General features: G+C 66.5%; 18 protein-coding genes. 10 read left to right on the top strand and 8 right to left on the bottom strand.

All coding sequences use genetic code 11. The features are described 5' to 3' along the window. Nucleotides 1–9: 9 nt before the first annotated feature. Nucleotides 10–879 (bottom strand): substrate-binding domain-containing protein, encoded by an 870-nt coding sequence (locus tag LKO27_RS02460; RefSeq protein WP_227735308.1) that lies wholly within the window; start codon nt 877–879, stop codon nt 10–12. Here LKO27_RS02460 and LKO27_RS02465 point away from each other — a divergent pair. The 5 genes from LKO27_RS02465 to LKO27_RS02485 are packed head-to-tail and all read left to right on the top strand — an operon-like array spanning nt 871 to nt 5,490. Next, the gene (locus LKO27_RS02465) at nt 871–1,998 is read left to right on the top strand and encodes an amino acid ABC transporter substrate-binding protein (protein ID WP_227737188.1); all 1,128 of its coding nucleotides are present in this window, start codon (nt 871–873) and stop codon (nt 1,996–1,998) included. The genes LKO27_RS02460 and LKO27_RS02465 overlap by 9 nt on opposite strands. Next, nucleotides 1,998–2,876 (top strand): branched-chain amino acid ABC transporter permease, encoded by an 879-nt coding sequence (locus LKO27_RS02470; RefSeq protein ID WP_227735309.1) that lies wholly within the window; start codon nt 1,998–2,000, stop codon nt 2,874–2,876. The genes LKO27_RS02465 and LKO27_RS02470 overlap by 1 nt, the downstream gene beginning before the upstream one ends. Further along, entirely contained in the window at nt 2,860–3,990 is a 1,131-nt protein-coding gene (locus LKO27_RS02475; RefSeq protein WP_227735310.1) for a branched-chain amino acid ABC transporter permease, read from the top strand. Before LKO27_RS02470 ends, LKO27_RS02475 begins: the two co-directional genes overlap by 17 nt. After that, entirely contained in the window at nt 3,987–4,766 is a 780-nt protein-coding gene (locus tag LKO27_RS02480) for an ABC transporter ATP-binding protein (RefSeq protein ID WP_227735311.1), read from the top strand. The genes LKO27_RS02475 and LKO27_RS02480 overlap by 4 nt, the downstream gene beginning before the upstream one ends. 13 nt (nt 4,767–4,779) lie before the next feature. Next, complete coding sequence (locus LKO27_RS02485) at nt 4,780–5,490, top strand: ABC transporter ATP-binding protein (RefSeq protein WP_227735312.1); 711 nt, start codon at nt 4,780–4,782, stop codon at nt 5,488–5,490. A 69-nt stretch (nt 5,491–5,559) separates the two neighbouring features. Here LKO27_RS02485 and epsC read toward each other — a convergent pair whose 3' ends face one another. Both epsC and cysK read right to left on the bottom strand, forming a co-directional pair. Then, nucleotides 5,560–6,078: a serine O-acetyltransferase EpsC gene (epsC, locus tag LKO27_RS02490; protein WP_227737189.1), complete on the bottom strand. Its 519-nt coding sequence runs from the start codon at nt 6,076–6,078 to the stop codon at nt 5,560–5,562. 35 nt (nt 6,079–6,113) lie between these two features. Continuing rightward, a complete protein-coding gene (cysK, locus tag LKO27_RS02495) occupies nt 6,114–7,043 on the bottom strand; it encodes a cysteine synthase A (RefSeq protein WP_227735313.1) in 930 nt (309 codons plus the stop codon). Between the two features lie 96 nt (nt 7,044–7,139). Here cysK and guaA point away from each other — a divergent pair, with 96 nt between their 5' ends. Continuing rightward, the gene (guaA, locus tag LKO27_RS02500; RefSeq protein WP_227735314.1) at nt 7,140–8,693 is read left to right on the top strand and encodes a glutamine-hydrolyzing GMP synthase; all 1,554 of its coding nucleotides are present in this window, start codon (nt 7,140–7,142) and stop codon (nt 8,691–8,693) included. Nucleotides 8,694–8,729: 36 nt separating this feature from the next. Here the strand turns inward: guaA and LKO27_RS02505 are convergent, their stop codons facing one another. The 3 genes from LKO27_RS02505 to LKO27_RS02515 form a co-directional block, all read right to left on the bottom strand. Then, on the bottom strand, nt 8,730–9,017 hold the full coding sequence (locus LKO27_RS02505; RefSeq protein ID WP_227735315.1) for a PspC domain-containing protein: 288 nt from the start codon (nt 9,015–9,017) through the stop codon (nt 8,730–8,732). Between the two features lie 81 nt (nt 9,018–9,098). Further along, nucleotides 9,099–9,296, bottom strand: a complete 198-nt coding sequence (locus tag LKO27_RS02510) for a hypothetical protein (RefSeq protein WP_227735316.1) — start codon at nt 9,294–9,296, stop codon at nt 9,099–9,101. After that, nucleotides 9,293–10,471 (bottom strand): PspC domain-containing protein, encoded by a 1,179-nt coding sequence (locus LKO27_RS02515; RefSeq protein ID WP_227735317.1) that lies wholly within the window; start codon nt 10,469–10,471, stop codon nt 9,293–9,295. Before LKO27_RS02515 ends, LKO27_RS02510 begins: the two co-directional genes overlap by 4 nt. A gap of 139 nt (nt 10,472–10,610) precedes the next feature. On the opposite strand from LKO27_RS02515, the gene LKO27_RS02520 reads away from it, so the two are divergent. Together LKO27_RS02520 and LKO27_RS02525 are read left to right on the top strand one after the other, a co-directional pair. Continuing rightward, entirely contained in the window at nt 10,611–11,870 is a 1,260-nt protein-coding gene (locus LKO27_RS02520) for a PspC domain-containing protein (protein ID WP_227735318.1), read from the top strand. Beyond that, nucleotides 11,867–12,550: a response regulator transcription factor gene (locus LKO27_RS02525; RefSeq protein ID WP_227735319.1), complete on the top strand. Its 684-nt coding sequence runs from the start codon at nt 11,867–11,869 to the stop codon at nt 12,548–12,550. Before LKO27_RS02520 ends, LKO27_RS02525 begins: the two co-directional genes overlap by 4 nt. Before the next feature lie 66 nt (nt 12,551–12,616). Here LKO27_RS02525 and LKO27_RS02530 read toward each other — a convergent pair whose 3' ends face one another. Continuing rightward, nucleotides 12,617–12,895: a GlsB/YeaQ/YmgE family stress response membrane protein gene (locus LKO27_RS02530; protein ID WP_227737190.1), complete on the bottom strand. Its 279-nt coding sequence runs from the start codon at nt 12,893–12,895 to the stop codon at nt 12,617–12,619. Between the two features lie 179 nt (nt 12,896–13,074). Here LKO27_RS02530 and LKO27_RS02535 point away from each other — a divergent pair, with 179 nt between their 5' ends. Further along, entirely contained in the window at nt 13,075–13,416 is a 342-nt protein-coding gene (locus LKO27_RS02535) for a hypothetical protein (RefSeq protein WP_227735320.1), read from the top strand. Between the two features lie 4 nt (nt 13,417–13,420). On the opposite strand, the gene LKO27_RS02540 is transcribed toward LKO27_RS02535, so the two are convergent. Then, a complete protein-coding gene (locus LKO27_RS02540) occupies nt 13,421–14,653 on the bottom strand; it encodes a phosphatidylserine/phosphatidylglycerophosphate/cardiolipin synthase family protein (RefSeq protein ID WP_227735321.1) in 1,233 nt (410 codons plus the stop codon). Between the two features lie 43 nt (nt 14,654–14,696). Between LKO27_RS02540 and pcrA the strand changes: the two genes are divergently transcribed. Continuing rightward, nucleotides 14,697–17,114 carry a DNA helicase PcrA gene (pcrA, locus tag LKO27_RS02545; protein ID WP_227735322.1) on the top strand — a complete coding sequence of 806 codons (2,418 nt, stop codon included), beginning with the start codon at nt 14,697–14,699 and terminating at the stop codon, nt 17,112–17,114. Nucleotides 17,115–17,144: the final 30 nt, after the last annotated feature.

A 17,144-nucleotide genomic window follows, 5' to 3' on the forward strand; every position in this document is an offset into this window, starting at 1 on the left:
CCGGCAGCCTCAGGCGCGCGGGACCGCCGTCGACTCCCGTACGCACAGCTCGTGGGAGAGCCAGGTCTCGCTGGCGGGTTCTCCGCTGAGCGCGTTGCGCAGGGCGGTCGAGCCGAGCGCACCCAGGTCGAACCTCACCGTCGTCAGGCTCGGGGACAGGTCCCGGGCAACCGAGATGTCGTTGAAGCCCGCCACCGAGACCTCGGCGGGTATCGAGATCCCGAGAGACTTCAGCGCGGAGAGCGCCCCGACGGCCATCGCGTCGTTGAGGGCCAGGATGGCGGTCACCTCGGGGTGGTCCCGCATCAGTGCCAGGGTCGCGTCCGAGCCGCCCTCGCGATGGAACGGCGCCCGGTACACCGGAAGGTCCGCGAGTTTCAGGCTGCGGTCCGCGAGCGCAGCCTCTATGCCCTCCAGGCGGTCAACGATGGCGGTGAGCTCCCGATTCCCGCGGATCAGCCCCAGACGCACATGGCCCAGGTCGAGCAGGTGGTTGGTGACGGCCCTCCCGCCCGCGACGTTGTCCGGGCGGACGCTCGCTGCGTTGAAGTTGTGACGTCCGATCAGCGAGACCGTGCCACCGCGCTGTTGGAAGCGCCGCAGGACGCCTCCCAGTTCGTCCAGGTAGTCCGGATCGGTGAGACCCGAGCCCGCGACGATGATGGAACTGACGCCGCTGGCGATGAGGAGCTTTGCCTGGACGATCTCCGCCTCCGGGTCGCGGCCGGCGTGGGCCAGGTGGACCGACACCCCGAGACGTGCCGCCTCCGTCATGACACCGCTCGCGATCTCGGAGAAGTACGGGTCGCCGATCTCGTGGACCAGCAGGCCGACGGTGTTGGAGGAGCCTGACGCCAGCGAGCGCGCCTGCTGGTTCACGATGTAGCCCAGCTCCTCGGCGATCTCCCGGATCCTGGGGACTTCTCGGAGCCCGGCAAGGGTGTACAGCGGGGTTACGAGGCTTGGGCCGAATACGTCAACCAGAATGGCGGCCTCCTCGGCCGCAACGTCGAACTCCTGATCCTGGACGACCAGTCGAATGCCGACCGGGTTGCCTCGGACTACGAGAAGCTGATCAATGAGGACGGCGTGGACCTGGTGTTCGGGCCGTTCTCGACCCGCCTGGTGGTTCCTGCGGCGCAGGTCGCCCAGGACTACGGCTTCCTCTTCGTCGAGCCGGCCGGCGCCGCTGCGGAGGTCTTCGAGCAGGGCTTCGACAACCTGTTCTATGCGGCTCCCGCAATCGCGCAGGACCACTACAACAACTTGGCCGTCTACCTTGAGTCCCTGCCTGAGGGTGAGCGTCCCGAAACAGCGGCGATCGCCTCCATGGACGACCCGTTCGCACAGGGCACGGCCTACGGCCTGCGCGACCGCCTTGCCGAGATGGGAGTGGAGATCGTCGTCGACGAGGTCTACCCTCCCAACACCACCGACTTCTCCTCGATCGCGGCCCAAATCGCCTCGAGCAACGCCGACATTGTCGTGGGCGGTTCGCAGTACCAGGACGCCGTCAACCTGATCATCTCCCTGCAGCAACTCAACTACCAGCCCAAGCTGGCTGCCTTCTCCACCGCGCCCACGAACCCCGAGTTCAAGGTGACGTTCGGCGACGCCGTCGAGGGGATCCTCTCCCCGACCGGGTACACCACCGAAGCCCCCTACCCGGAGAACCAGGAGTTCGTCGAGTTCTACACCGAACAGAACGGCAATCCGCCGTCGGAGGACGAGGCCAACGCCTGGACCACGGGCGAGGTCGTGGCGGCTGCCGTTGAGGCCGTCGGCTGCGCCAGCCCCGACCCGGAGTGCCAGGGGCAGCTCATCGACTGGCTGCATGGCAACGAGGTGAACACCGTCGTCGGTCCCCTGAGCTGGGACGCCGAAGGCCGTCCCCAGTCGGCGCACCTGATCCAGCAGTACGTCGACGGCGAGATCAAGATCGTCCTGCCCGAGGACGCAGCCGAGGCAGAGTTCGTCTACCCCAAGCCGGAGTGGTGATGGCGCTCCTCGTCCAGAGCTTGTTCCTTGGGATCCTGCTCGGCGGCCTGTACGCGCTGCTTGCCGCCGGCCTGACGTTGTACTTCGGGGTCATGAGGGTGGTCATGCTTGCCCACTCAGCCTTCCTGATCCTCGCGGCCTACCTGGCGTGGTGGTTCAAGACGGCCACCGGGCTTGATCCCCTGATCTCCCTGCTGATCACCGTCCCACTGTTCTTCTTCGTCGGGTGGGGACTGCAACGCTTCCTGCTCTCCCGGCTGAAGCCCGCGACGTTGACGATGATGTCGGTCCTGCTGACCTTCGGCATCGCGCTGACGATCGAAGGCCTGCTGGGCTTCGTCTTCACCGGCACCCAGCGCAGGATCCCGTTGTCGTATGCGTCCTCCAGTTTCGAGGTCTTCGGCGCCCGGATCGCGACGGTGAAGCTCATCGCCTTCATCCTGGCGGCGCTGGCGCTGACCCTGCTGTTCGTGATCATGCGCTACACCCGGTTCGGTCGCGCCCTGCGGGCGACCATCCAGCACAAGGAGGCGGCGGAACTCGTCGGGATCAACACCAAACGTGCTGCTGGCTTCGGCTTCGGTCTGGGCCTGGCCACCGCCGCAGTCGGGGGGACGGCACTGTCGCTGGATGCGACGATCTACCCGTCGCTCCACTGGCACTGGATCGGCCCGCTCATGGCCATCATCGTCGTGGGCGGCCTGGGCAGCATTCCGGGGGCGGCGATCGCCGCCATGATCCTGGGCATCACGCAGTCCCTGCTGCAGATCCCCCTCGGAACCACCTGGGCCCAGACGGTGTTCTACGCCGTGCTGTTCGTAACCCTGGTCTTCCGGCCCCACGGATTCTTCGGAGGTCGTCTTGCGCAGCGATTCTGACACCACTGTTGCCCCGACGGCGACCAACCGGATCGACAACACCTTCCGCTTCGGCAGGATCGGGCTCGTCGTGCTGCTCGCGGTGGCGCTCCTCGGCTTCCCCCTGCTGGGGGTCAACTCGTTCATCATGTCCGTCGCGGTCGTGGTGATGAGCTACGCCTGCTTCGCCACGGGCTGGAACTTCTCCGGCGGCTTCACCGGCTACATGTCCCTGGGGCATGCCAGCTACACCGGCCTGGGCGGCTATGCCACGGCGCTGCTCATGCTCCGCCTCGACGTGCACCCCTGGCTGGCGCTCCTGATCGGCGCCCTCGGGGTGGCCGTCCTCTCGATCCCGATCGGGTTCGCGTCGCTGCGCGTCCGCGGCGCCTCCTATGTCATCGTGTCCATCGCCCTGGTGCTCATCCTGTTGCTGGTCTTCCAGAGTTGGTCGTCGGTGACCGGCGGCTCCAACGGGCTTCGTGTGCCGCGTCCGTTCGGTCCTGAAGTCCTGCGGCCCGAACAGCACGTGTTGTTCTACTACCTCCACATCGCACTGCTCGTGGTGATGCTGGCGCTGTGGTGGGCCATCGACCGGTCCCGCTTCGGCGCCGGGCTGCGCGCCATCCGGGAGGACGAGGACAAGGCTCAAAGCCTCGGCATCGCCACGTTCGCCTACAAGCTCGGCGTCTACGTCATCTCCGCGTTCTTCACCGCAGTCGCCGGTGGCCTGTATGCGCTGTGGTTCGGATTCCTTGACCCCATCTTCCAGTTCTCGATCCTCATCGGTTCCTACATGGTCCTGATGTCGCTGCTGGGCGGCATCAGGTCTCTGTTCGGGCCCGTGCTGGGGGCAATCGTGGTGGGAGTCGGGCTGGAGTTCTTCAAGGCCCAGTACGGGGACACCCAGTTCCACCTGGTCGCCCTCGGGCTGCTCCTGGTGATCGTCGTGCTCGTGATGCCCGAAGGAGTGATCCCCACCGTCGCCCAGCAACTGAACAGGCTGCGGCCAACCGCCACGTCCATCCGCGAGGAAACGGCGGAGGAGCTCGCCGAGCGCCGCAGGTCACAGGCCGCGCAGGACTCATCGGAGCTCTCCGGTGTTGACACGACCACGTCCGGAGGTGCCCGATGACCGAAACCCGACAAACGTCGCAAGTGGCCGTGGACCCCGGCGGAGAGATTGGACTCTCCGTTCGCGACCTCAGGAAGTCCTACGGAGGTGTCCACGCCGTGGACGGAGCCTCCGTGGACTTCCTCCACGGGAAGATCAACGCCCTCATCGGGCCCAACGGTTCCGGGAAGACGACCTTCTTCAACTGCGTCACCGGGATGATCAAGCCCGACGCGGGAACGGTGTTCTACCGGGGCCACGAGATCACCGGGAAGTCCGCCAACCAGGTGGCCTCCGCGGGCATGGGCCGCAGCTTCCAGCTGTGCCGGATCTTCCCCCGGATGACCGTCCTCGACAACGTGCTCGCCGGTGTCAGGCCCAAGGGGTTCAAGGACTTCATCACCTCGGGCCGCAAACCTGCTGATCTGGACAAGGCCAGGGATCTGCTGACCCGGGTGGGCATCGACCATCTGGAGAACTCCGAGGCGCGCGACATCTCCTACGGCCAGCAGAAGCTGCTCGAACTGGCCGGCGTCCTCATGACCGACCCGGAGACGATCATGCTCGACGAGCCCGCCGGTGGCGTCAACCCGTCGCTGATCGAACGAATCGCCGTCCTGATCCGCGAGCTGAACGCCGAAGGGCGGACCTTCATCGTCGTCGAGCACAACATGGAACTCGTCATGTCGCTCAGTGACCACGTCATCGTCCTCGACAGGGGCGCACCCATCGCAGCCGGAGCCCCGGATGCGGTACGCAACGACCATGCCGTTCTGGAGGCCTACCTTGGTGTCTGAATACTTGTTGGAGATGAACGACATCCAGGCCGGTTACGGCCGGGCAGCACTCGTGCTGCGCGGCCTCACCGTCCAGGTGCCGGCCTCGAAGATCGTGTGCCTGGTCGGCCCCAACGGCGCCGGCAAGTCGACAGTCCTGAAGGTCGCTTCGGGAATGCTCGTCCCCCGGTCGGGAAGGATCCTTGTCGACGGCGAGGACGTCACCGGACAGGGACCACAGCAGATGCTCGCGAGCGGTCTCTCCCACGTCGTACAGGGTCACAGCGTGTTCCGTGAGATGACGGTGGGGGAGAACGTCCAGCTCGGCGCCTTCACCGTGCGCGACCAGAAGTTCGTGAACGAGCGGCTCGAGTACGTCAAGAGCCTGTTCCCGCTGGTCGCCGACCGCTGGACGGCCCTGGCGGGCGCCCTCTCGGGAGGTCAGCAGAAACAGGTGGAGTTCGCCCGCTCGCTGATGGTGGATCCCAAGGTCATCCTGCTGGACGAACCGTCGATGGGGCTGGACCCGAAGGCCACTGGCGTGATCTTCGACCAGATCGTGCGGATGCGCGACGCGGGCACGGCAGTCCTGGTGGTGGAGCAGAACGCCCGGAGGGCGCTGGAGATCGCCGACATCGGCCTGGTGCTGGACCTCGGCAGGGTCCACATCAGCGGCCCAGCCGCGGAACTGCTGGCGGATCCGAAGCTGGGAGAGCTCTACCTGGGGGGTCGGCCTGCCGCCTGAGGAGCCTGGTTCAGAGACCAGTGGTGCGGCGTCCCCTCTGGGAGCGCCGCACCACTGTTTCAGCGCTTGTCAGGCGATTACGTCGCCCTCATGGATGGTGCTGGGGATCCCGACGATGACGGCCTTCGGCGCGACGTCCTTGACCACGAGGGCGTTGGCGCCGATCTTGGCGTCGTCACCGACGTGGATGTTGCCGATGATCTTTGCGCCGGCTCCGATGAGGACCCGGTCGCCGATCGTGGGGTGACGCTTGAAGCGGCCTCGCGCCCGGCCCCCCAGCGTCACCTGGTGGTACATGAGGACGTCGTCGCCGACGACCGCCGTCTCGCCGATCACTACGCCCATCCCATGGTCGATGAAGAACCGGCGGCCGATCACGGCCCCGGGGTGGATCTCGATGCCGGTGAGGAAGCGAGCGAACTGGCTCAGGATGCGCGCAGGTGGCTGCAGCGCCGTCGACCTGCTCCACAGTGCATGCGAGATCCTGTGGATCCAGATTGCATGGACGCCCGGATACGCAACAGCCACCTCAAGCTTGCTGCGCGCGGCCGGGTCCTCGCGCATGGCTGCGTCGAGGTCTTCCGACATCCGGGAGGCGACAAGCTTGAGGCGACCGAGGAGCGTCACTGGTCGATGAGCCCTTCGAAGAGCACGGTGGACAGGTAGCGCTCACCGAAGGAGGGGATGATCACGACGATGTTCTTGCCGGCGTTCTCCGGGCGAGCGGCCACGACGGCTGCGGCCGAGAGGGCGGCGCCGGAGGAGATGCCCACCAGCAGGCCCTCTTCGGTGGCTGCCTTGCGTGCGAACTCGATGGACTGGTCGATGTTGCGCGGGAGGACCTCGTCGATGATGGAACGGTCCAGGATCTCCGGGATGAAGTTGGCGCCGATGCCCTGGATCTTGTGGGGGCCGGGCTGGTTGCCGGAGAGGATCGCGGACTCCTCGGGCTCCACAGCGATCATCTTGACCTCCGGCTTGCGCTCCTTGAGGACCTGGCCGACGCCCGTGATGGTGCCACCGGTGCCGATGCCGGCGACCACGATGTCAACGCCGCCATCAGTGTCGTTCCAGATCTCCTCGGCGGTGGTGCGGCGGTGGATCTCGACGTTGGCCGGGTTGGCGAACTGGCGGGCGAGCACCGCGCCCCGCTCGGCGGCGATCTCATTGGCCTTCTCGACGGCGCCCTTCATGCCCAGCGGGCCCGGGGTGAGGACGAGTTCGGCGCCGAAGGCGCGCAGGAGTGCACGTCGTTCCTTTGACATCGTCTCGGGCATGGTCAGGACGACCTTGTACCCCTTCGCCGCCCCCACCATGGCCAGCGCAATGCCCGTGTTGCCACTGGTGGCCTCGACGATGGTGCCGCCGGGCTGGAGTTCGCCCGAGGCCTCGGCGGCCTCTACGATGGCGACGCCGATGCGGTCCTTGACCGAGTTGGCCGGGTTGTAGAACTCGAGCTTTGCCAGGACGGTCGCGTTGTCTCCGGCGATTCGGTTGATCTTGACGAGGGGGGTGCGGCCGATGAGGGCCGTTACGTCCGAGTAGATGGTCATGTCTGCAGAACATAGTGGATCACTGGATTATTCCGTCGTTCGCGCCGAGCTTCACCGATTTTCCGGCCCCGACGGCGAAGCCCTAGACTCGCTGACATGATTGCCCAGCATGACTTGGTCCTCGTCGTCGACTACGGGGCCCAGTACGCGCAGCTGATCGCGCGCCGCGTCCGGGAGGCCTCGGTGTATTCCGAGATCGTCCACTCCGACGCCACCACCGAGGAGATCCTCGCGCGCAAGCCTGCCGCGATCATACTTTCCGGAGGCCCTGCGTCGGTCTACGCAGACGGGGCCCCCCAACTGGATCCCGCCCTCCTGGAGGCGGGCATCCCCGTGCTCGGCATCTGCTACGGCTTCCAGGCCATGGCCAAGGCGCTGGGTGGCTCCGTGGCCAAGACCGGCCAGCGGGAGTACGGACGCACGTCGCTGTCCATCCAGAACAGCGGCTGTCTCCTGGCCAGCCTGCCGAACACCCTGAACGTCTGGATGAGCCATGGTGACTCGGTCTCCCGCGCCCCGGAGGGGTTCAAGGTGCTGGCTCGCACTGCGGGCGCTCCTGTCGCGGCTTTCGAGAACCGGGACCGGAAGCTTGCCGGCGTCCAGTGGCACCCGGAGGTCGTGCAGTCCCAATGGGGCCAGCAGGTGCTGGAGCACTTCCTGTTCACGCTGGCAGGGCTGAGTCCGGACTGGACGCCAGCGAACATCGTGGCCGAGTCCATCGAGGAGATCAGGCAGACCGTGGGTGACCGGCGAGTGCTGTGTGCGCTCTCGGGGGGCGTCGACTCCGCCGTCGCCGCGGCGCTCGTGCAGGAAGCCATCGGTTCACAGCTGACCTGCGTCTTCGTGGACCACGGTCTGCTCCGCGAGGGGGAGGCGGAGCAGGTCAAGGGTGACTTCGTCCGCGCCACCGGCGTGGATCTCGTCGTCGCCGACGAGCGGGACCGGTTCATCGGCGCCCTGGCTGGCGTCACGGACCCGGAGGAGAAGCGCAAGATCATCGGGCGCGAGTTCATCCGCACCTTCGAGGCCACCGCCGCGGAACTGGCTGGGGAGCGGGGCATCGACTTCCTGGTGCAGGGGACGCTCTACCCGGACGTGGTGGAGTCCGGTGGCGGTTCCGGAACCGCGAACATCAAGAGCCACCACAACGTGGGTGGCCTCCCCGAGGACCTCCAGTTCACGCTGATCGAACCTCTCCGAACCATGTTCAAGGACGAGGTCCGCGCGGTGGGTGCTCAGCTGGGGTTGCCGGAGGCCATGGTGTGGCGTCACCCCTTCCCCGGGCCGGGGCTGGGAATCCGGATCGTTGGAGAGGTCACTGCCGAACGGCTCGAGATCCTGCGCAGGGCCGACGCCATCGCCCGTCACGAACTGGCCGAGGCGCGGCTCGAGCGTGACATCTGGCAGTTCCCCGTGGTGCTGCTGGCAGACGTGCGCTCGGTGGGCGTGCAGGGCGACGGACGCACCTATGGCCACCCCATCGTGCTGCGTCCCGTGGTCTCCGACGACGCGATGACCGCAGACTGGGCGAAGCTGCCCTACGAAGTGCTGGAACGCATCTCGACACGCATCACCAACGAGTGCCCCGAAGTGAACCGGGTGGTGCTGGACATCACCAGCAAGCCCCCGGGCACCATCGAGTGGGAGTGACTCCCACCCTCGGGTGACCGGGGGCCTGATCACGGTTCAGATGTGGTAGCCGCCGTCGCCGCTTCCGCCTCCGTTGTTCTTGTTGCGCTGGTTCTCCTCGTACCAACGCTGCGCCTTGGAGATGCTCTCCTCGGCGACGGTGCCGCCGGTTGGGCGAGGCATGATCATCCACAGCACCACGTAGAGCAGGACACCCCCGCCCCAGAGCAGCGAGACCGCTGCGAATGCGATTCGCACGATCGTGACGTCGATCCCGAGCTTCGCGGAGAGTCCGGTCGCCACACCGGCGATCCACTTCCCCTGGTCAATCCTCTGCAGCTTCATTCCTGAGTCCCTTCGGTCGAGGTTCATTTCGTTTCCTCCATTTGGTTGGTACTGGTTGCTTGGTACTGGGTGGGTTGTTCGTCAGGGCTCTTCCGGTCCTCGGGCCAGGGAGACCACCAACCCGACGATGCCGGAGCCCAGCAGCACGAGGGCGAACCAGATCGAGGCGGGCTGGACGAGGGTGTGGCCGGTGGCGACCACGAGACTGAGGATCGCAAAACCGGTGAGCGCGAGGCCCGTGATGAGAGTGGCGACGTCGAGGCGCGGACGCTTGGTCATGAGACGTACTCCACGGTCACGTTGCTCATCACGGCGGTGATGTGCACCGTCGCCGCGCTGCGGGGCCGTTCCCCGGTCGCGTATCTGCCGGAGGGTGAGACGATCTCGATGTTGCCCGCTTCGGCGTTCTGTGTGAGGACCGCCGGCTCTGCGGGCAGGATCACGGAGACGTTCGAGAAGGTGGCGTCGACGTTGATGATCGTGGTCGCGTCCAGGGGCAGGTCGGTGAGGTCGACGACACCGTTGCCCTGGGCCACGAACTCGTAGTCCACGGACGCCTCGGACGCGGGGACGTCGATCACCTCATGGGCCGGCGCCGTCAGTTGCAGCACCGCGCCGCTGGCCACGGCACCAGCGCCAAGGGCAAGGACGAGGATCAGCGTCGGGAGGCGGCGTGAGCGCACCAGCAGCGACCACAGCACCATGGCCACGCCGGCCGTCCCGGTGCCGACGGCCAGCGCCCACAGCCAGGTGGGCGTGAGCCCGAACATGACTGTTGACCCTGCCGCTGCGAGGCTGATCACGGCGATTGCGAGGGCCCCCAACCAGGACACCTTCGCCAGCGACCGCCGCGGGGGTGCCACGGGAGCTTCCGGTTCCGGTCCGTACAGGTCAACGACGGGCAGCGGGTCACTTGGGGTGTTGCGGATCGTGGCGTAGGCGGCGAGTCGGGAACGCCACTGCTCTATGCTGCGTGCCGCCCCCGCGGGGCCGGGCTCGTTCGGCATGGCGGGGGGAGCCCATGCCCGCTGGCCGGGGTCGGTGTAGGAGCTGGGTCCGCGGCGACGCAGGACCAGTATCAGCACCACGACCAGCACCGCAGGGAACAGCGACACGTTTCCCTGCGCCGCAGAGCTGATGACGACGGTGAGGCTGCTGATGATGACGACGAGCACCTGAGTCTTTGCCGACCAGCGCTCGAAGGCGGGCACGAACCGGCGAATGGGTGCCACTTTGCCGACCCTTGGAGTCAGGAGGGTGCCCCAGGCGTACAGCACCAGTCCGAGCCCTGCGGCGAAGACCAGGCCGATGACCGCAAGGCGGATGACCAGTGGATCGACGCCCAGGCGGGCAGCCACCGCGCGGCACAACCCGCTTGTGAGGGTGGTGCCCGCGGGGCGCTGGAGGTCGCCGAGACGATGGTCCAGCGTGCCGAGGTCGACGACGGTGCTCATGAGTCGATTCTCGCCCCCACCGACGCGTCCCGCCATAGGGACAGGCCCTGAGTGCAACCCTGAACTCGTGGCCCAACAGCCCTGAACCAGGGGGACAGGACTGCCAATTCTTGCGCGCGCGTGCCAATCTGGGGTGGAGATGACTACCCCGACACCGGTCCGGCGCCCACCCGCGCCCCGGACCCCACTGCTTCGACGGGACACGTCGCGAAAGGCCATCGCAGGCGTCGCGACGGGACTCGCCGCGCACCTCGGTGTCCAGGTCGGCTGGGTGAGGGCGGCCTTCGTGCTGCTCGCCTTCCTCGATGGTCTGGGTGTGGCGTTGTACGCGCTGATGTGGATTCTGGTTCCCGCTGGGCTGCCCGCGGAGGCTGCCGGCCTTGAGAGCGCGACCCGGCGTGGCATGCGGCCCCAACGCCACGCCGCGCCGATCGACCCCGGCATTGTGATGTCGGTCGGGTTCGTGGTGGCCGGCATCCTCTGGGTCCTCGTAAGTGGCGGGCTGTTCATCCCCGCCGGCTACTTCTGGCCCCTTCTGGTCGCAGGCATCGGTGTGGTCATCCTGTGGCTGCAGGCAGACAGGTCGAGCAATGCGGTCCCGGCCGGCACGGACGGAGGACTGTGGCGGCGGCTGACACGCGGTTCCGGCGCGGCCAGCATCGCACGGCTGGTGGGCGGGCTGCTCCTCGTCGGACTCGGAAGCAGCTGGATCCTCGCCTCGCAGATCGGACTGGCGGAGTTGCCTACCGTGCTGGGCGCGTCAGCCGCCCTGCTGGGCGGCCTCCTCATCGTCGCGGCCCCATGGCTGTACCGGATGCGTCAGCGGATCCGCATAGAGGAGCAGAAGCGGTTGCGGGCTGAAGCCCGCTCGGACATGGCGGCCCACCTCCACGACTCCGTCCTTCAGACCCTGGCACTCATCCAGCGCCAATCCGGAGACGCGGCCACCGTCGCTTCCCTGGCGCGTCGGCAGGAGCGCGAGCTGCGGACCTGGCTCTACGGCGAGCCGGCTCGCTCGCAGACCCTCAAGGGCGCGCTGGAGCAGATCCGGCTCGACGCGGAGACGGTCTTTCCCATTGCTGTCGAGGTTGTTTGCGTCGGCGACGCAGAACTCGACGACGCGCTCGAACCCATCGTCCTCGCCACGCGGGAGGCGGTCACGAACGCGGGCAAGCACTCCGGGGCCGAGCGCATCGACGTCTATGCCGAGGTGGAGCCGGAGCGGGTCGAGGTGTTCATCCGGGACCGGGGCAAGGGGTTCGACCCGGAAAAGGTTCGCCCGGACCGTCAGGGCGTGAAAGAATCAATTCGTGCCCGCATGGAACGCAGTGGGGGCACCGCGCGGGTGCGCACCGCCCCGGGTGAGGGGACCGAGGTCAAGCTGGAGATGATTCGATGAGCGAGGAACCCCAGGCGCAGCCGGGAGAACACAAACCCCTGAGTGAGTTGCGGGTGGTCCTGGTGGACGACCACGCCATGTTCCGGGCCGGAGTCCGTCACGAGATCGGCTCGCTGTGCCAGATCGTGGGCGAAGGGGAGGACGTCGCCACCGCAGTGAAGGCCATCACGGAGACCAAGCCCGACGTGGTGCTGCTGGACGTCCACCTGCCGGGCGGAGGCGGGGCCGAGGTCATCAAGCAGGTGGGCAAGACGGAGCCGGACGTGAAGTTCCTCGCCCTGTCTGTCTCCGATGCGGCAGAGGACGTCATCGGCGTCATTCGTGCCGGGGCGCGGGGCTACGTCACCAAGTCGATCTCGTCGGAGGAACTGGTCGAGGGTATGCAGCGCGTGGCTTCCGGGGATGCGGTTTTCTCGCCGCGGCTGGCGGGCTTCGTGCTCGACGCCTTCTCCGGCGCCGTCGACATCTCCTCCATCGACGAGGAGCTCGACCGCCTGAGCGCTCGCGAGCGCGAAGTCCTGAAACTCATCGCGAGGGGTTACTCGTACAAGGAAGTCGCCAGGGAGCTGTTCATCTCCATCAAGACCGTGGAGACCCACGTCTCGAGCGTCCTGCGCAAGTTGCAGCTCAGCAACCGTCATCAATTGACGAAGTGGGCAACTGACCGACACCTGGTCTGATCCGCCAACAAACCAACGAGGGGCCCCGCGAAGTGCGGGGCCCCTCGTTGCGTAGTAGGAGTTGACCTAGACGGCGCGGCGCTTGGTGACCATGCCGTAGATGGCGAGCACGATCAGGGCGCCGATGACGGCGGTGATGATGCCACCGATGGAGAGTTCAGGAGCCCCGAAATCAAGCTCTCCCTCGAAGATGAGTGAGCCGAGAAGGCCACCGACGAAGGCACCGACAATTCCGAGGATGATGGTGGCCAGCCAGCCACCACCTTGCGTTCCTGGCATGATCGCTTTGGCGATGGCGCCTGCGATAAGGCCGACGATGATCCAGATAATCAGTGTCCACAACATGCTTCTAGCATGCACCAGTTGGGGTTCACGCGTGCGCTTTTCGCCCGCGTGGCGGATATTCGCCATCAAGCCCAGAGTGAACGCCTTGGGGCCACATACCTCCCAGGAGCCGTTGTGAGGGGCTGGAGGGAGCCCTTGCGATTGGTCGGTACCGAGCCTGACCCGATAGCCTCCGAGTCATGGAAATCGTCGCGAAACTAGTCCTGCTGCTGCACTTCGTGGGCTTCGCCGCCTTGTTCGGCGGCGCCTTCGTCCAGCTGAAGGGCTCTGACCGGGTCATCAATGCCGCGATGTTCCACGGCGCCCTCACCCAGGCAGTCACGGGACTGCTCCTGGTGGGGTTCCTTGAGATGGGGGACGGGGAGGTCAACCACTTCAAGATTGCCGTGAAGAGTCTGGTGCTGGTCGTGATCCTCGTCCTGGTGGTGATCAACGGCAAGCGGGACCGTCTCCCCGGCAACGCCTACTGGTCCGTCTTCGCCCTCACGTTGCTGAACGCCGGGATCGCCGTCTTCTGGTGAGTCCTCAGAACAGGGGACGCCAGGGGCTCAGCAGCAATTCGGTGGCCTTCGCGCCGAACGAGCGCTTGTGCCACTCGTCGAGGGTCATCTCGATGGTGTTGGACAGGTCCACCCGGAACACATCCTCCATGTGGGCTGCGACGTCGTCGTCGAGGATCTCGAGGTTGACCTCGTAGTTGCCCAGGAGGCTCAGTCGGTCCAGGTTGGCGGTTCCGATGGTGGCCCAGGTCCCGTCGATCGTCGCGGTCTTGGAGTGCACCATGGCCGCCTGGTAGAGGAAAAGCCGGATGCCGGAGCGGAGCAGGTCGGTGTAGAAGCCCCGCGAGAGCCAGTCGGCGACGGTGTGGTTGGACTTCGCCGGCACGATGATGCGCACATCAACTCCGCGCTGGGCGGCGTGCCGCAGCGCGGCCACGAGGTCGTCGTCGGGGATCAGGTAGGCGTGGGTGAGCCAGATGCGGTCGCTGGCCCTGTCGATCGCCTCCAGGTACATGTTGCGGATCGGGTACACCTGGATGCGGGGGGTGTTGCGGTGCAGCGTCAGCTCGCTGTGCCACTGCCGCGGCATGTTGTTGGACAACAATGGCTGCTTCCCGCGGGCGACGTGGTCGTTCCAGAAGTCCACGAAGGCGTTCTCGAACTCGGCTACCGCCGGACCGACGACGCGCGCGTGGGTGTCGCGCCATCCCGTGGCGTAGAGGGTGCCGATGTTGTAGCCACCGACGAAACCCAGTTTCCGGTCCACCACGAGCAGCTTGCGGTGGTCGCGCCCCCACTTCCTGGGGGACCAGGGGACAGGCACCGCAGGGTGCCGTACGACGCGGATGTTGTCCGGCATGCGGAAGAACGCCCTCGGGACCACGAGGTTGGCGAAGTCGTCCCAGATGACGTTGACCTCAACGCCCCGGTTCGCGGCGTTGATAAGGGCCTGCTTGAACGCCTGGCCCGTGGTGTCGCCCTTCCAGATGTAGGTCTCGAAGTGGATGACGTCGCTAGCCTCGTCGATCGCCTTCAGCATGTCGGCGTAGAGGTCCTTGCCGAAGGTGTAGACGGTCACCTCGTTCTCGCCGACCGCCAGCGGTTTGGGCGAGGTGTGGGGAAAGCGGCGCAGTTTGCGGTGCTTGCGGCGCAGGCTCTCCATCACGGTGAGGGTGATCATGGCCGCCAGCTGCGTCAGCAGCAGCGTCACTGCCACCCAGGGCAGGGCCCGTCGGAGTGTCTGAATCGCCCGCCTCATGGACCGAAGCCTATCCAAACCCCCGGTAGTCTTGTTCGACGACATGTCTGACTCCCTTTTCCCCGACCTCTACGCCGTCTTCCAGCCCGACTCGCCCCCCAAGGCGAGGGAGAAGTCGCGCCCGGTGGAGGACTCCGCCCCGAAACGGAAAGTGGCGGAGGAGGAACTTCTGGAGGGCCTCAATCCGCCGCAGCGTCAGGCGGTGCTGCATGCCGGCTCACCGGTGCTGGTGGTGGCGGGGGCAGGATCGGGAAAGACCCGGGTGCTGACCCGTCGCATCGCCCATCTGGTCAGCCAGCGCGGAGTGCACCCGGGCTCCATCCTCGCCATCACGTTCACCAACAAGGCGGCCTCGGAGATGCGCCATCGCGTGATGGACCTGGTCGGCAACAGGGCCAAGCTGATGTGGGTCTCCACGTTCCACTCAGCCTGCGTCCGGATCCTGAGGGCCGACATCGACAGGTTCGGCATCTCCAAGAGCTTCTCCATCTACGACGACACCGACGCCAAGAGGCTGATGTCGCTGGTCTGCAGGGACCTGGAACTGGACCCCAAGCAGTACCCGGTGCGGGGGGTCCTGAACCAGGTGAGCAACTTCAAGAACGAACTGGTGGATTTCGAGACGGCGCTCGGGGAAGCAGCAGGGCCACGGCAGCGCAAGCACGCAGAGGCCTACCGGGAGTACCAGACGCGGCTTGCGGCCGCCAACGCTCTTGACTTCGACGACCTGATCCTGACCACAGTGAGCCTGCTTCGGGCCTTCCCCGACGTCCGGGAGAAGTACCGTCGGCGGTTCCGCCACGTCCTCGTCGATGAGTACCAGGACACCAATCACGCCCAGTACGAGTTCATCCGCCAGCTGTGCGGCGAGGAGACCGCCAGCACCGTCGAGGGCACTCCGATGGTGGAACCCGCCGAGCTGATGGTCGTGGGCGATTCCGACCAGTCCATCTACGCCTTCAGGGGCGCGACCATCCGCAACATCCTTGACTTCGAGTCCGACTTCCCGGGCGCCACCACGATCGTGCTGGACCAGAACTACCGATCCAGTCAGAACGTGCTGACGGCGGCGAACTCGGTGATCTCGCGCAACCAGGGCAGGCGCGAGAAGCACCTCTGGTCGGAACTCGGGGACGGGGAGCTGATCGTCGGCTACGTTGCCGACACCGAGCACGACGAGGCCCAGTTCGTCGCCGGCGAGATCGACCGTCTCGGCGACGCCGGGCACAGCCGCTATGGCGACACGGCCGTGTTCTACCGCACCAACTCACAGTCGCGAGCGCTGGAGGAGGTATTCATCCGCGTCGGGCTGCCGTACAAGGTGGTGGGAGGCGTGCGGTTCTACGAGCGTCGTGAGATCCGGGACGCCATCGCCTACCTGCGCGCGATCGTGAACCCCGCGGACGACGTGTCGGTCCGCCGGATCCTGAACGTCCCCAAGCGCGGTATCGGGGACCGGGCCGAGGCTGCCATCGCCGCCCTGGCGACGGCGGAGCGGCTCACGTTCTTCGACGCCCTGCAACGCTCCCATGAGGCTCCGGGGCTCGCGACGCGTTCGGCCAAGCAGATCCAGGGCTTCGTCGACGTGATCAACCTGCACCGGGCGCAGGTGGCGGAGGGGAAACCAGCCGACGAAGTCCTCACCTCCATCCTGCTGGCCTCGGGTTACGTGCCCGAGCTGCGCGCCTCCACGGACCCGCAGGACGAGACCCGGCTGGAGAACCTCGACGAGTTGGTGAGCGTCGCTGCTGAGTTCGTCGCGGCGGCCAACACCGTCGACCTGGATGAGGCGGAGGTCTCGTCCCTGGCAGCCGGCATGCCGGAGCCCGACGACTCGCTCCCCGCGTTCCTGGAGCGGATCGCGCTGGTGGCGGACTCCGACCAGGTGCCCGACGCCGACGAGGGGCTGGGGGTGGTCACGTTGATGACCCTGCACACGGCCAAGGGACTCGAGTTCGACACCGTCTTCCTCACCGGCCTGGAGGAGGGGATCTTCCCGCACCAGCGCGCCTTCTCCGACAACGACGAGCTGGAGGAGGAACGGCGACTGGCCTACGTGGGAATCACCCGTGCCCGCAAGCGGCTCTACCTCACCCGGTCCGCGGTCAGGACGGTCTTCGGTTCGCCCCAGTACGCTCCGGAGTCGCGATTCATAAAGGAGATTCCGTCGCATGTCCTCGACTGGCAGCGCACGGGAGACGCGATCACGAGCTGGGCGGCCACGTCGGCAACGCGCAACAGGCAGACCTCGAACGCCATGGCCAGCTTCGGGAGCGGTTCCGCCCCGATCAAGACGGTGCCCTCCGTCACGGTGGGGGACAGGGTGCTGCACGCCATGTTCGGCATGGGTGAGGTGGTCGCGGTCTATCCCAGCGGGGAGAACACCAAGGCCGACGTCGACTTCGGCTCGTCGGGCACCAAGCGACTGAGCCTCAAGCACGCTCCGATGGAGAAGCTGTAGGGGCTGCACCACCCCGAACATCGCCTGGGG

This window comes from Tessaracoccus sp. OS52 (genome assembly GCF_020687685.1).
Classification (GTDB): domain Bacteria; phylum Actinomycetota; class Actinomycetes; order Propionibacteriales; family Propionibacteriaceae; genus Arachnia.